Consider the following 12,579-nt stretch of genomic DNA (forward strand, 5'->3'; position numbering starts at 1 on the left):
GAAGTCCTGCATGACCAACGCACGCGGCCTGGCCACCGAAGCGCCCTGCCATGATCGCCACCCCGGCCTCGGGCCTGCACTCGCCACACCACCGTCAAGCAGTGGCGACATGCGGGGACGGTAGAATGCGCCCATGCCCGGATCCCTGTTCAACTCACTCAAGCCGCTCGCCGGCCAGGCCCTGCAAGCCGCGCTCAACCGCGCGCTGGCACTGGACCCCGATACCCGCGACGCCCTGCTGCCACTGGAGGGCCAACGCATCGCACTGACCCTGGAGGCGCCTGCGCTGGCCCTGCAGATCCGCGTGCACGAGCGCCGCTTGCTGGTCGGTCCGGTGGACCAGGCGCAGGAGCCGGATCTGGCCGTGCGCAGCAGTCTGGCCGGCTTGCTCGGGCAGCTGCCGTTCCTGGCCAACGCGCGCCGCAGCGGCGCGCCGGCCGGGCGGCTCAAGGTTTCCGGCGATGCCGAACTGGCGCGCCAGCTGCAGCAACTGGCCGCCCGCTTCGATCCGGATTGGCAGTTGCCGTTCGTGGCGGTGTTCGGTGAGCTCCTCGGCGTGCAGATCGCCAATGCGGTGCGTGCAGCGCTGCAGCAGGCGCGCCGCAGCGCGGTGGATCTGGCGCAGAGCGCGGCCGAATTCGTCACCGAAGAATCGCGTGACGTGGTGCCGCGCGCCGAACTGGACGCCTTCCACGACGATGTCGACGAACTGCGCGACGACGTCGAACGACTGGCCGCACGCGTGGCGCGTCTGCGCGCGGCCGGAGGTGCGGCATGAAGGCGCTGCTGCGGGCCAGCCGCATCGGCCGGGTGATCCTGCGCTATCGCCTGGACGACCTGCTGCAGGACACCCCGGCCGAGCGCTGGCTGCGCCTGGCCAAGCCGTTCGTGCCACGCGCCAGTGCCGAGATCGCCGCGCAATCGCGCGGAGCGCGGCTGCGGCTGGCGCTGCAGGAACTGGGGCCGATCTTCGTCAAGTTCGGGCAGATCCTGTCCACCCGGCGCGACCTGATTCCGGCCGACGTGGCCGATGAACTGACCCTGCTGCAGGATCGCGTCAAGCCCTTCGATGGCGAAGCGGCGCGGCTGATCGTGGAGCGCGCGCTGGGCCTGCCGGTGAGCGTGGCGTTTGCCGCATTCGATACCGTACCGCTGGCCTCGGCCTCGATCGCGCAGGTGCATGCGGCCACCTTGCCGCCGGATGCCAACGGCGTGCGCCGCGAGGTGGTGGTCAAGGTATTGCGCCCGGACATCGAGCGCCAGATCGATGCCGATATCGCCTTGCTGCAGTCGCTGGCCACGTTGGTCGAGCGCACCCACCCGCGTGCGGACAAGATCCGGCCGCGCGAAGTGGTGGCCGAGATCGAAGGCACCTTGTCTGCCGAACTCGACCTGCAGCGCGAAGGCGCCAACGCCAGCGTGCTGCGCCGCTTCTGGGAGGGCTCGGACGATCTGTATGTGCCCGAGGTGATCTGGTCGCACACCGCCGAGCGTGCGCTCACGCTGGAGCGCGTGTACGGCATTCCGTCCGACGACATCGCCAGGCTCGATGCGGCCGGTATCGACCGCAAGGCGCTGGCGGCCAAGGGCGTGCGGGTGTTCTACACGCAGGTGTTCCGCGACAACTTCTTCCATGCCGATGCGCACGCCGGCAACATCTGGGTCGATTCGGATCCGGAGCGCCGGCTCAATCCGCGCTTCATCGCGCTGGATTTCGGCATCATGGGCCAGCTCTCGCAGGAAGATCAGTACTATCTGGCCGAGAACTTCATGGCGATCTTCCACAAGGATTACCGCCGCATGGCCGAGCTGCACGTGGAGGCGGGCTGGATGCCCGACAACGTGCGCATCGACGAACTGGAAGCGGCCGCGCGCTCGGTGTGCGAGCCGTACTTCACCCGGCCGTTGTCGGAGATTTCGCTGGCCGAAGTGCTGATCAAGCTGTTCCGCGTCGCGCAGCGCTACGAATTGACGCTGCAGCCGCAGCTGATCCTGCTGCAGAAGACCTTGCTCAACATCGAAGGCGTCGGCCGCCAGCTCGACCCCAGGCTGGACATCTGGGCAGTGGCGCGGCCGGTGCTTGAACGCATCCTGCGCGAGCGTTACAGCCCGCGCCGCGTACTCGGCGAGTTGCGCAAGCGGCTGCCGGAAATCATGACGCATGCGCCGGACATGCCGCGCCTGGTGCACAGCTGGTTGAAGCAGCAGGTCGAGGGCCGCCACCAGCTCGACATCCGCTCGGCCGAGCTGCGCGCGCTGGACCTGAGCCTGCGCAAGCTGCAGACGCGCGTGGTCACCGCCATCACCGGCAGCGGCCTGCTGGTGGTGGCCGCGGTGCTGTATGGCCTGCATCCGGATGGCTGGTACCTGGGTACGGTGCCGATATGGAGCTGGGTCAGCGGCGCGGCCGGCTCGGTGGCCCTGCTGGTCGCCTGGCTGCGGCGCTGAAGCACTAGTACTGAAGCACTGCGACAGGTGGCCCGCCGCATCCGGCTGGGTAGCGGCAGTGCCTGCAGCAGCACGATGACGAAGCCGTTCCCGGCGAGGTGGTGATGATCGATCTGCAGGCGTTGAAAGACGAACTGGCGCGGTTCGGTAGCGACAACGATGCGCAGCAGCTGGCGCGCGACCGGCGCATGCTCAACATCACGCCCGACACCGGGCAGTTGCTGGCGGTGCTGGTGCGTGCCACCGCTGCGCGGCGCGTTCTGGAGATCGGCACCTCCAACGGGTATTCGACGCTATGGCTGGCCGAAGCGGCGGTGGCGATCGGTGGGCATGTCACCACGGTGGAACATGCGGCCGACAAAGTGGCCCTGGCGCGGGCCACGCTGGCACGCAGCGGCCTGGCTGCATCGGTGGAGCTGGTGCACGGCGATGGCGGCGCGTGGCTGACCCAGGCGGCCAGCGGCAGTATCGATCTGGTCTTTCTGGATTCGGCGCGTGGCGAGTATGTGCGTTGGTGGCCGGCACTGCGCCGCGTGCTGCGCGGCGGTGGCCTGCTGGTGGTCGACAATGCGCTGTCGCATGCCGACGAACTGGCGCCGTTCACCGCGCTGCTGGCTGCCGATCCGGCGATCACCTGCAGCGTGGTGCCGGTGGGCAAGGGCGAATTGCTGGCGGTGTGCGGCGCGGCCTGAGCGTGCACCGCTGACCCGCCACGACCTCACGCCCCAAGGCGTGTGACTGGTGGGCGCCACATGCTCTGCCAGCGCCGGGGTGCGGTCAATCGCGTAGTGGCGCGGCGATGCAGTGGCAAGCAGTGCCCACGACGCGGATAATCCGCCGGTGAGCACATCCCCGAAGCAATTGCAGATTCTCTATCAGGACGAGCTCCTGGCCGTCGTCGACAAACCGGCGGGCCTGATGGTCCACGACAGCAAGCTGGCGCGTGGGGAGGACGACTTCCTGGCCGACCGCCTGCGCGAACAACTGGGCCGTCCGATCTTTCTGGTGCACCGGCTCGATCGCGCGACCAGCGGCTGCCTGCTACTGGCGTTCGACCGCGAGGCTGCCAGCGCGCTGGGCAAGGCCTTGATGGCCGGCGAATTGGAAAAGGACTATCTGACCGTGTGCCGCGGCTGGCCGGCCGAGCAGCGCTTCAGCGTCGACCACGATCTGGATGGCGGCCCCGGCAAGCCGGTCAAGAAGCCAGCGGTGACCCACTTCCAGCGCCTGGCCACCGGCGAGCTGGAGATCCCGTCCACCGGCTTTGCCACCTCGCGCTATGCATTGCTGCGCTGCCAGCCGCAGACCGGGCGGTTCCGGCAGATCCGCCGGCACATGAAACACCTGTCGCACCACATGATCGGCGACACCAGCCATGGCGATGGCCGGCACAACCGCAGCTTCCGCATGCTCGGCATCCATCGCATGCTGCTGCACGCCGAGCGCCTGGGGTTTCCGCATCCGGCCGATGGACGGCGCATCAGCGTCACTGCGCCGCTGGATGTGGAGTTTGCGAAAGCCTGCGCGTTGTTCGGGTGGGAGATGGCGGGATTGGGAGTCGTGCCGACGGCGTGATGTGGCGTGCCTGGTCCAGAGATCGAGACGTCCACTCGGCATGCAAGAAATCTGCGCGAGCGTCCCCTCACCCCAACCCCTCTCCCGCGGGCGGGAGAGGGGCTCAAGCGCGACGCTCACTGCTCGCCTTCCCCCGCGTTCCCGCCTTCCCTGCTCGCCTTCCGGGTTGCTTCCTTCCCTCGCTTGCGGGGGAAGGTGCCCGAAGGGCGGATGGGGGCCTGATCGCCACCGAGCCTCAGGACCGCGGCTCTCCCCGACGGGGGAGGGCTGCTTCGGTCAGCGAAAAGTTGAAGCACTGCGGTAACCGGCGACGCACTCAAACCGGATCCGCAACCGGCGCAGCGAGCACGCCGTTCCGATTCCCCAATCCCCGCCCTTCAGGGCTTCTGCCCAGCCGCCGGCTCATTGACGATCTTCTCCAGATCCTTCTGCAGATCGGCAAACAGCGGCAGCATCTTCTGCTGGATCGCGCCCATCAGGTTCTGGGTCAGTGCCGGGGTCTTGTCCAGCAGGCTCTGGCCGGCCGAGCTCTCGTAGAACTCGGCCATGGCCAGCACGTCCTCGCGCGAGAACGAGCGCTTGTAGATGTCCACATACATCGGGCGCAGCTCCGACCACGACAGCGCCTTGCGCACGGTCTGGCGGGTGCGCTCCTGGATGCGCTGCAGCTGCGCCTGCTGGTCGGCGTCGAGCTGGCGCTGGGCGGTGAGCTGGGCGAACTGCTGCTGCTGCATCGCTTCGATCTGCGGCAACATCGTGTCCAGCATGGTCTGCGCGCGTGAGGCGGCCAGCAGGCGGTTGATGTCGGCATCGCTGGGCGCCTGCGCAAACGCGGCGGGCGTGGCCAGCGCCAGCGCGGCCAGCACGATCAGGCGACGCGCCAAGGCGCGGGCGGCGGCAACGGAACGGGGCGGTGTCATCGGAGCATCCTGCACAGTCGGGGAACCGGCCGCAGCATACGGGAAGCCGGCGTTCGCGCGCGCGTCCATGCCGGTGCCGATACAATCGGCCCGATGGCCAGCGACCCGATCCAGATCACCCCCAGCCTGACGATCCCGCCCAGCGAGATCGTCGAGCGCTTCGTGCGCGCCAGCGGCGCCGGCGGGCAGAACGTCAACAAGGTCTCCACCGCGGTGGAACTGCGTTTCGACGTGGCCGCCTCGCCGTCGCTGCCCGAACCCCTGCGCGCGCGGCTGCTGTCGCGGCGCGACCGGCGCATGACTGCCGATGGCGTGCTGGTGATCGACGCGCAGCGCTTCCGCACCCAGGACCGCAACCGCGAGGATGCGCGCGAGCGGCTGGTCGAGATCATCAGTGCCTGCCTGTCGGTGCCCAAGCGCCGGGTCGCTACCAAACCGAGTCATGGTGCGAAGCTGCGGCGGCTGGATGCCAAGCGTGAGCGCAGCCATATCAAGCGTGGACGCTCTGCGTCCCACTGGGAGTAAGCGTGAGTCACACCGACCCGTCGTTGCCACCGGTAACACAGGCCAACATCCTGCTGCAGCCCTCTCCACCCAGAATGCCACGCGCCCACGGCCGCTTCGGCCGCTGGCTGGGGCGCACGGCACTGCGTCTGACCGGCTGGCGCCTGCTCGGGCGGCTGCCCGACGAACCCAAGCTGGTGATGATCGTGGCCCCGCATTCGTCCAACTGGGACGGCTTCCTGGGCTTTGCGGCCAAGTTCGCGCTGGGCTTCGATGTGCGCGTGCTGGGCAAGGCGCAATTGTTCTGGTGGCCGCTGGGCCCGCTGCTGCGCAAGCTCGGCGCCATCCCGCTGGACCGCAGCTCGCCGCAGGGCACCATCGGCCAGGCGGTGCGGCTGATCCGCAACTCCGAGCAGATGTGGTACGTGATCACCCCAGAGGGCACCCGCAAGCGGGTGGAGCACTGGAAGGCCGGCTTCTGGAAGATCGCCTCCGATTCCAAGGTGCCGATCCTGCCGGTGTATTTCGACTATCCCAGCAAGACCGTGGGCATCGGCGAGCCGTTCTGGACCGGCACCGACATGGCCGCCGATATCGCCGCCATCCGCATCTGGTACCGGCCGTGGCGCGGCAAGCATCGCGATACGTTGTGAGCGTGCCGCCGCGGCCGGCAAGTCGCTCACGCACCTCACGCACCGCTGTCGAAGGGCGGGATGTGCGCGCGCAGGTGCTGGCAGGCACGACCTTGCATGCCGATCCCGAGTGCCGATGACCGATCGCCAGGACCGCGTCCGTTTGCCGCCGCGCCGGGGTTTTTGTCGCTCCCGGTCGCCTGCATCCATGCCTGGCGTCGCCAGGCACGTTGCGACCTCCATCGAGGGAACACCATGATTGGCCTATCCGCACGTGCACTGTGTCTGTCTATCTCTCTCCTGCTCGCCGCCGGCCCGGTATGGGCGGCCACGCCGATGCTGGTGATCCACGGCGGCGCCGGCGTGGAGAAAGCCGGCCTGTCTGCAGACGAACAGGCGCAGGCGCGCGAGGCGATGCAACGCGCGCTGCGTGCCGGGCACGCGGTGCTGCAACGCGGTGGCAGCGCAGTGGATGCGGTGGCCGCCACCATCACCGTGCTGGAGGATGCGCCGCAGTTCAACGCTGGGCGCGGTGCGGTGTTCACCCATGACGGCAAGAACGAGCTGGATGCCGCGATCATGGACGGCGCCACCGGCAAGGCCGGTGCGATTGCCGGCGTGCACACGGTGAGGAACCCGATCCAGCTGGCGCGCAGCGTCATGGACCATTCCAGGCACGTGATGCTGGTCGGCGATGGCGCCGAACAATTCGCGCGCGAACAGGGCGTCACGCTGGTCGACCCGGGCTATTTCCGCACCGACAAGCGCTGGCAGCAGCTGCAAAAAGCGCGCAAGGCCGAGGCCGGCGACCACCAGGCCCAGGCCGAACTGGATCTGGAAACCGCCAAGCATTTCGGCACCGTGGGCGCGCTGGCGCTGGATCGCGCAGGGCATCTGGCCGCCGGCACCTCCACCGGCGGCATGACCAACAAGCGCTACGGCCGCGTCGGCGATGCGCCGATCGTCGGCGCCGGCACCTACGCCAACAGCCAGTGCGCGGTGTCCGGCACCGGCTGGGGCGAGTTCTACATCCGCGCGGTGGCCGCCTACGACATCTGCGCACGCATGAAATATGCCGGGCAGACCTTGCAACAGGCGGCCGACACGGTGATCGACCAGGAGATTCCCAAGGCCGGCGGCGACGGCGGCGCCATCGCGCTGGATGCGCAGGGCAATGCCGCGTTTCCGTTCAATACCGAGGGCATGTACCGCGGCTGGATCGGCGCCGACGGTACCCCGCACGTGGCGATCTTCAAGGACGAGACGCTGTAGCGCACGCATCCTCAACCGCACCCATCTTCCCAATCCAACGGCACATGCCGACGCTGCGCAAACCCGCTAGCGTGGCCGGCTGCACTACCCACTCAGGAATCACACGCCATGTCGCGTACCGTCGTTCTGGCCGCTGCCATCACCCTGGCACTGGCTGCTTGTTCTGGAAAAGATTCGTCCGGTAAGGAGTCCACCACCGTGCCCGAAAAGACCGCCATCACCCCGGCCGCGGATGCCGCGCCGAACCCGCTGCTGACCGCCAGCGCGCTGCCGTTCCAGGCGCCGCCGTTCGACAAGATCAAGGACGCCGATTACCTGCCGGCCTTCGAAGAAGGCATGCGCCTGCACCTGGCCGACATCCGCAAGATCGCCGACAACCCCGAGCCGCCCAGCTTCGACAACACCATCGAGGCGATGGAGCGCAGCGGCGAAACGCTCACGCGCGTGTCGCGCATCTTCTTCGGGCTGGTGCAGGCCGATACCAGCGAGGCACGCCAGAAGATCCAGGAAGAGATCGCGCCCAAGCTGGCTGCGCATCAGGACGAGATCAATCTCGACCCGAAACTCTTCGCCCGCGTCAAAACCCTCTACGACCAGCGCGACACGTTGAACCTGGAGCCGGAGCAGAAGCGTCTGCTCGAGCGCGACTACGAAGAGCTCGTGCACGCCGGCGCACAGCTGTCCGAGGCCGACAAGGCCAGCCTGCGCAAGCTCAATATCGAAGAGACCACGCTCTCCACGCAGTTCCATACCCGTCTGGTCGCCGCCTCGGCCGCTGGCGCGGTGGTGGTGGACGACAAGGCCAAGCTCGATGGCCTGAGCGAGGGCGACATCGCCGCCGCCGCCGATGCGGCCAAGGCGCGCAAGCTCGACGGCAAGTATCTGCTCACCCTGCAGAACACCACCCAGCAACCGGTGCTGGCCTCGCTGAAGGACCGCCAGCTGCGCGCCGAGGTGCTCAAGGCCTCGGAAACGCGCGCGGAAAAAGGCGATGCCAACGACACCCGCCAGACCATCCAGCGCCTGGCGCAGCTGCGCGCGCAAAAGGCCAAGCTGCTCGGCTTCGACAACTACGCCGCCTACAGCCTGGGCGACCAGATGGCCAAGACCCCGGACGCCGCACTCAAGCTGCTGACCGACACGGCGCCGGCCGCCACCGCCAAGGCACGCCGCGAAGTGGCCGAAATGCAGAAGGTGATCGACGCACAGCGCGCGGATACGAAGACCGGCGATTTCAAACTCGCCGCGTCCGATTGGGACTTCTATGCCGAGCAGGTGCGCAAGGCCAAGTACGACCTGGACGAGGCGCAGATCAAGCCGTATTTCGAACTGGACAACGTGCTGCAGAACGGTGTCTTCTACGCGGCCACACAGCTGTACGGCATCACCTTCAAGCAGCGCACCGACATCCCGACCTATCACGCCGACATGAAGGTGTATGAAGTGTTCGATGCGGACGGCACCTCGATGGCGCTGTTCTACACCGACTACTTCAAGCGCGACAGCAAGTCCGGCGGCGCCTGGATGGACGTGTTCGTCGAGCAGGACGGCCTGACCGGCGCCAAGCCGGTGGTCTACAACGTCTGCAACTTCACCAAGCCGGCCGCCGGCCAGCCGGCGCTGCTGAGCTTCGACGACGTCACCACCTTGTTCCACGAGTTCGGCCACGCGCTGCACGGCATGTTCTCCAAGGTGAAGTACCCCTCGATCGCCGGCACCAGCACCTCGCGCGACTTCGTCGAGTTCCCTTCGCAGTTCAACGAGCACTGGGCCTCCGATCCCAAGGTCTTCGCCAAGTACGCCAAGCACTACCAGACCGGCGCGGCGATGCCGGCCGAGCTGGTGGAGAAGATCAAGAAGGCCAAGACCTTCAACAGCGGCTACGCCACCACCGAGTACCTGTCGGCCGCGCTGCTCGATCTGGCCTGGCACACCCAGCCGGCCGACGCGCCGTTGCAGGACGTGAGCAAGTTCGAAGCCGATGCGTTGAAGCGCTTCAAGGTGGACCTGGCCGAAGTGCCGCCGCGCTACCGCAGCAGCTATTTCGACCATATCTGGGGCGGCGGTTATTCGGCCGGGTATTACGCGTATTTCTGGTCGGAAGTGCTCGACGACGATGCGTTCGAATGGTTCAAGGAAAACGGCGGCTTGAACCGCAAGAACGGCGACATCTTCCGCGCCAAGATTCTCTCGCGCGGCAATACCGTCGATCTGGCGACGTTGTATCGCGATTTCCGCGGCAAGGATCCCAGCGTCAAGGCGCTGCTGGAGAATCGCGGTCTGACGGAGTGAGCGATGGGATGACGCACGTGCGTCGTTGGCGCATGCGTGTGCAGTCGCTGCAGTCAGCAATCGAAACGGGATGGCCACGTGCCATCCCGTTTTTTGTTTGTGGATGCGTGCATCAGGTGATGGTGCTGCGACTGCCTTTGCCGGTGGTGTTTTGCCGTTGCCCTTGGGGCCGCCACCCCGCAGCGGAACTGGCGATAGCGGCGCAATGACCGAAGCAGCATCCGAAGTAACGATCCAGCGGGTGCCATGCCTTTCGTCACTTCCACCCGCCCGGCGCGCAGGCGCATCTTCATCGGGCCATCGCCCGCCACCCCCTTCACACCAACAGGTGCCTCATGAGCCAAGTCACTCCGACCGCCTCACGTCTGCAACGCGCCGCGCGCTGGTCGCGCAAGGAACTGCTGCCGTTGTTGGTGCTGCTGGTGTTGATGACCGCAGCGCGTTCCTCGTTCGCCAATCACTACCAGGTGCCGAGCGGCTCGATGCAGCCCACCCTGGAGCCGGGCGATCGCGTGGTGGTGGACATGCATGCCTACGGCTGGCGATTGCCGTTGAGCAACCGCATCCTCGTCGATGGCGATCGACCGCAGCGTGGCGAGGTGGTGGTGTTCGACTCGCCGCGCGATGGCACACGCCTGATCAAGCGTGTGGTGGCAGTGGCAGGCGACCGGGTCGACTTGATCGACGGTCATCTGCAGATCAACGACAAGCCGTTGGGAGTGGAAGGTGGCGACGCCGAACGCTTCGGCGCGCACCTGGCGCAGTTGAATCTCGGCAATGGCGGCGGCCCGAACATCGCCGGGCTGACTGTGCCGCCCGGCAAGCTGCTGATGCTGGGCGATCACCGCGGCAACAGCCTGGACGGACGTTACTTCGGATTGGTCGATGCAGCGGCTGTCTACGGCAAGGCGGTGGCGGTGTATTACCGACGTGGCGAAGGGCTGGAGTGGCAGCGCCTGTGATGCCTGATGTGGGCTTCCACGCCAGCGGTAGCCACGGGATTAGCGCCCCACGCTAGCGAAGCAGCGCAGTGTTTTATCGGCAGTTATCGCGCACTTTGCTGCGATGGCGATGGCGATGGCCCAGGGCAACGCGCAAACGCCCGCCGCTCATGTGCCAACGCCAGCAAGCACCGCGCTGCACTGGCTAGCGCGTCGTCACCAAGCCATCCGACGCCTGCGTTGCAGCATCCTGTCGCCACCAGCGCAGGCGATTGCCGGGCGCATTCAAATCCACCCGCTCGCCCATGCGCGGCGTTGCCAGCGCAACGCCTGCGCTGTCGGCCAACGCCACGATCCGGTCCAGCGGTTCCTGCCACGCATGCATGGCCAGGTCGAAGGTGCCGTTGTGGATCGGCAGCAGCGTCTGCGCGCCGATGTCCAGATAGGCCTGCAGGCTCTGCTCCGGCTGCATGTGCACATGCGGCCATTGCTGGTCGTAGGCGCCGTTTTCGATCAGCGCCACGTCGAACGGGCCGAGCTGCTGGCCGATGGTCTTGAAGTGCGGGCCATAGCCGCCGTCGCCGCTGAAGAACACGCGTAGCTCGCGGTCCTGGATCGCCCAGGAACACCACAGCGACCGCCCGCTATCGAACAGGCCGCGCCCGGAAAAATGCTGCGACGGGGTGGCGGTGAGTTGCAGGCCATTGAGGGTGATCGCCTCCCACCAGTCCAGCTGGCGCACCTTGGCCGGGTCCACGCCCCAGCGCACCAGCAGATCGCCCACGCCCAGGGGCGCGATGAACACGCCGACGCGGTCGGCCAGTGCGCGGATGCTGGCGCGGTCGAGGTGGTCGTAATGGTTGTGCGAGAGGATCACCCCGGCCAGCGGCGGCAGCTCGTCCAGCGCGATCGGCGGCGCATGAAAGCGCTTGGGCCCGGCGAAGGGTATCGGCGAGGCGCGCCTGGAGAACACCGGGTCGGTCAGCCACAGGCCACCGGCCAGCTTCATCAGCACGGTGGAATGGCCCACGCGATACAGGCTGCGATCGGGCGCGGCAAGCAGCTGCGCGCGTGTCAGCGGCTGTACCGGCAGCGGCGCGGACGGCACCGTGGTGCTGGGCTTGGCGAAGAGGAACGTCCAGATCAGACCGATCTGCTTGCGCAGGCTGAGCACGGTGGTCGGCAGCGGCAACGCATTGCGGAACCGGCCATCGCGAAACTGGGGCGAAGCGGCATAGCGGGAAGAGCGAGAGGAAGCCATTGGGGAGTCCGACCGGGCAGGGGGTGACAACAGGGAAAAGTTACACTGAACAGTGTAGTTTCATCGGGCTGAAAGTAAACTGTCCGGTGTAAAATGACCCGATGTCGACTGCATCTTCCCCCCCGACTGCGCCGCAACGGCTGACCGACCGCAAGCGCCTCGCCATCGTCGAGGCGGCCATTGCCGAGTTCCGCCAGCATGGCTTCGAGGCCACCAGCATGGACCGCGTGGCGGCCACCGCGGGCGTATCCAAGCGCACCGTCTACAACCACTTCCCCAGCAAGGACGCGTTGTTTGGCGAGATCCTGCGCGGGCTGTGGCAACGCAGCGCCGATGCGGTGAATCTTGTTTACCGGCCCGATCAGCCGCTGCGTGCGCAGCTGATCCAGTTGCTGCAGCAGAAACTGCACCTGCTCGGCGACCCGGCGTTTATCGACCTGTCGCGTGTCGCCATTGCCGAAAGCATCCATTCGCCCGAGCGCGCGCGTGCGCTGATCGCGCAATTGGGCAGCAAGGAAGAAGCCACCACCACCTGGGTGCGCGCCGCACTGGCCGACGGCCGGCTGGCGGGCGTGGAGCCGGACGTCGGCGCGCAGCAACTGCAGGCACTGATCAAGGGCTTCGCGTTCTGGCCGCAGATCGCCATGGGCCAGCCGCCGCTGTCGCCACAGCAACGCACCCAGGTGGCCGAATCGGCAGTGGCGATGTTCCTGGGTTTGTACGGGCGCGCCTGA

The 12,579-nt window shown here is 67.1% G+C and carries 12 protein-coding genes; 10 read left to right on the forward strand and 2 right to left on the reverse strand.

All coding sequences use genetic code 11. The features are described from left to right. Nucleotides 1-133 precede the first annotated feature (133 nt). From XaplCFBP3123_RS12300 to XaplCFBP3123_RS12315, 4 genes are all read left to right on the forward strand, one after another. A complete protein-coding gene (locus XaplCFBP3123_RS12300) occupies nt 134-778 on the forward strand; it encodes a ubiquinone biosynthesis accessory factor UbiJ (protein ID WP_104534305.1) in 645 nt (214 codons plus the stop codon). Beyond that, nucleotides 775-2,448, forward strand: coding sequence for a ubiquinone biosynthesis regulatory protein kinase UbiB (ubiB, locus tag XaplCFBP3123_RS12305; protein ID WP_104534306.1), 1,674 nt, complete (start codon nt 775-777; stop codon nt 2,446-2,448). The genes XaplCFBP3123_RS12300 and ubiB overlap by 4 nt, the downstream gene beginning before the upstream one ends. A 104-nt stretch (nt 2,449-2,552) precedes the next feature. Further along, nucleotides 2,553-3,140: an O-methyltransferase gene (locus XaplCFBP3123_RS12310; protein ID WP_104534307.1), complete on the forward strand. Its 588-nt coding sequence runs from the start codon at nt 2,553-2,555 to the stop codon at nt 3,138-3,140. Nucleotides 3,141-3,252: 112 nt separating this feature from the next. Continuing rightward, nucleotides 3,253-4,023, forward strand: a complete 771-nt coding sequence (locus XaplCFBP3123_RS12315; protein ID WP_104534308.1) for a pseudouridine synthase — start codon at nt 3,253-3,255, stop codon at nt 4,021-4,023. A gap of 377 nt (nt 4,024-4,400) precedes the next feature. Here XaplCFBP3123_RS12315 and XaplCFBP3123_RS12320 read toward each other — a convergent pair whose 3' ends face one another. Then, nucleotides 4,401-4,943: a DUF2059 domain-containing protein gene (locus XaplCFBP3123_RS12320; RefSeq protein WP_104534562.1), complete on the reverse strand. Its 543-nt coding sequence runs from the start codon at nt 4,941-4,943 to the stop codon at nt 4,401-4,403. A gap of 93 nt (nt 4,944-5,036) precedes the next feature. Here XaplCFBP3123_RS12320 and arfB point away from each other — a divergent pair, with 93 nt between their 5' ends. The 5 genes from arfB to lepB all read left to right on the forward strand — a co-directional run bounded on the left by arfB (nt 5,037) and on the right by lepB (nt 10,605). Next, the gene (gene arfB, locus XaplCFBP3123_RS12325) at nt 5,037-5,468 is read left to right on the forward strand and encodes an alternative ribosome rescue aminoacyl-tRNA hydrolase ArfB (protein WP_104534309.1); all 432 of its coding nucleotides are present in this window, start codon (nt 5,037-5,039) and stop codon (nt 5,466-5,468) included. A 2-nt stretch (nt 5,469-5,470) separates the two neighbouring features. Next, the gene (locus tag XaplCFBP3123_RS12330) at nt 5,471-6,100 is read left to right on the forward strand and encodes a lysophosphatidylcholine acyltransferase (RefSeq protein ID WP_104534310.1); all 630 of its coding nucleotides are present in this window, start codon (nt 5,471-5,473) and stop codon (nt 6,098-6,100) included. Nucleotides 6,101-6,334: 234 nt separating this feature from the next. Continuing rightward, nucleotides 6,335-7,351, forward strand: coding sequence for an isoaspartyl peptidase/L-asparaginase family protein (locus tag XaplCFBP3123_RS12335; protein ID WP_172453240.1), 1,017 nt, complete (start codon nt 6,335-6,337; stop codon nt 7,349-7,351). Between the two features lie 108 nt (nt 7,352-7,459). Beyond that, nucleotides 7,460-9,643: a peptidyl-dipeptidase Dcp gene (gene dcp / locus XaplCFBP3123_RS12340; RefSeq protein WP_172453241.1), complete on the forward strand. Its 2,184-nt coding sequence runs from the start codon at nt 7,460-7,462 to the stop codon at nt 9,641-9,643. Between the two features lie 335 nt (nt 9,644-9,978). After that, the gene (lepB, locus tag XaplCFBP3123_RS12345) at nt 9,979-10,605 is read left to right on the forward strand and encodes a signal peptidase I (protein WP_104534312.1); all 627 of its coding nucleotides are present in this window, start codon (nt 9,979-9,981) and stop codon (nt 10,603-10,605) included. A gap of 184 nt (nt 10,606-10,789) precedes the next feature. Here lepB and XaplCFBP3123_RS12350 read toward each other — a convergent pair whose 3' ends face one another. Beyond that, nucleotides 10,790-11,845, reverse strand: coding sequence for an MBL fold metallo-hydrolase (locus tag XaplCFBP3123_RS12350; protein ID WP_104534313.1), 1,056 nt, complete (start codon nt 11,843-11,845; stop codon nt 10,790-10,792). Between the two features lie 101 nt (nt 11,846-11,946). On the opposite strand from XaplCFBP3123_RS12350, the gene XaplCFBP3123_RS12355 reads away from it, so the two are divergent. After that, complete coding sequence (locus XaplCFBP3123_RS12355; RefSeq protein WP_104534314.1) at nt 11,947-12,579, forward strand: TetR/AcrR family transcriptional regulator; 633 nt, start codon at nt 11,947-11,949, stop codon at nt 12,577-12,579.

The sequence above is a fragment of the Xanthomonas arboricola pv. populi genome (genome assembly GCF_002939945.1).
GTDB classification, from domain to species: Bacteria; Pseudomonadota; Gammaproteobacteria; order Xanthomonadales; family Xanthomonadaceae; genus Xanthomonas; species Xanthomonas arboricola_A.

What these genes read in the sequence shown, in the direction of transcription:
- XaplCFBP3123_RS12320 (WP_104534562.1), bottom strand. Translation starts at nt 4,943, where the DNA reads ATGACACCGCCCCGTTCCGTTGCCGCCGCCCGCGCCTTGGCGCGTCGC.
- XaplCFBP3123_RS12350 (WP_104534313.1), bottom strand. Translation starts at nt 11,845, where the DNA reads ATGGCTTCCTCTCGCTCTTCCCGCTATGCCGCTTCGCCCCAGTTTCGC.
- XaplCFBP3123_RS12355 (WP_104534314.1), top strand. Translation starts at nt 11,947, where the DNA reads ATGTCGACTGCATCTTCCCCCCCGACTGCGCCGCAACGGCTGACCGAC.
- arfB (WP_104534309.1), top strand. Translation starts at nt 5,037, where the DNA reads ATGGCCAGCGACCCGATCCAGATCACCCCCAGCCTGACGATCCCGCCC.
- ubiB (WP_104534306.1), top strand. Translation starts at nt 775, where the DNA reads ATGAAGGCGCTGCTGCGGGCCAGCCGCATCGGCCGGGTGATCCTGCGC.
- XaplCFBP3123_RS12335 (WP_172453240.1), top strand. Translation starts at nt 6,335, where the DNA reads ATGATTGGCCTATCCGCACGTGCACTGTGTCTGTCTATCTCTCTCCTG.
- dcp (WP_172453241.1), top strand. Translation starts at nt 7,460, where the DNA reads ATGTCGCGTACCGTCGTTCTGGCCGCTGCCATCACCCTGGCACTGGCT.
- XaplCFBP3123_RS12310 (WP_104534307.1), top strand. Translation starts at nt 2,553, where the DNA reads ATGATCGATCTGCAGGCGTTGAAAGACGAACTGGCGCGGTTCGGTAGC.
- XaplCFBP3123_RS12300 (WP_104534305.1), top strand. Translation starts at nt 134, where the DNA reads ATGCCCGGATCCCTGTTCAACTCACTCAAGCCGCTCGCCGGCCAGGCC.
- lepB (WP_104534312.1), top strand. Translation starts at nt 9,979, where the DNA reads ATGAGCCAAGTCACTCCGACCGCCTCACGTCTGCAACGCGCCGCGCGC.